This window comes from Streptomyces sp. DH12, assembly GCF_020873895.1.
Lineage (GTDB): Bacteria > Actinomycetota > Actinomycetes > Streptomycetales > Streptomycetaceae > Streptomyces.
This window is the reverse complement of record NZ_JAHWGT010000685.1, coordinates 1-518: the sequence shown is the minus strand read 5'-3', so window position 1 is coordinate 518 and position 518 is coordinate 1. Positions and strand designations below refer to the sequence as shown.

General features: G+C 77.6%; 1 protein-coding gene. It reads left to right on the top strand.

Going from position 1 to position 518, the window contains the following annotated elements; translation table 11 throughout:
- A partial coding sequence (locus LPA54_RS36485) for a beta-ketoacyl synthase N-terminal-like domain-containing protein (protein ID WP_228984801.1) occupies positions 1-518 on the top strand: 518 nt, incomplete at both ends.

Sequence of the window (518 nt, the reverse complement as noted above, 5' to 3'; positions counted from 1 at the left end):
CTGTACCTCACCGAGCTGCCGCACGTGTTCATGAGCCGCGCCGGCATGCTCTCCCCGACCGGCCGCTGCCGCCCCTTCGACGCCGCCGCCGACGGCATCGTCCCCGGCGAGGGCTGCGCCGTCGTCGTCCTCAAGCCGCTGAAGAAGGCCCTGGCCGACGGGGACCCGGTGCACGCGGTGGTGCGCGCCTCCGGGATCGGCCAGGACGGCCGCACCAACGGCATCACCGCCCCCAGCGCCGCCTCCCAGGCCCGGCTCGTCACCGCCACCCTGGTGCTCCGGCTGACCGGGGACGACGTCGCCGCCCTCGACGCCGCGCGGAAGGTCCTCGCCGCCCACCGCACCCAGCCGCTCACCCTGATCGCCGTCACCGCCGACCCGCGGCGGGCCGACGCCGCCCGCGCCCTGGTCCAGACCCTGCGCCAGGAGAACCCGCGGCTGACCGGCCGGGCCCTGCTCGTCGGCGACGACGGTCCGGCCGCGGCGCCGCACATCCGAGCGGAACTGGCCGCGCCCGA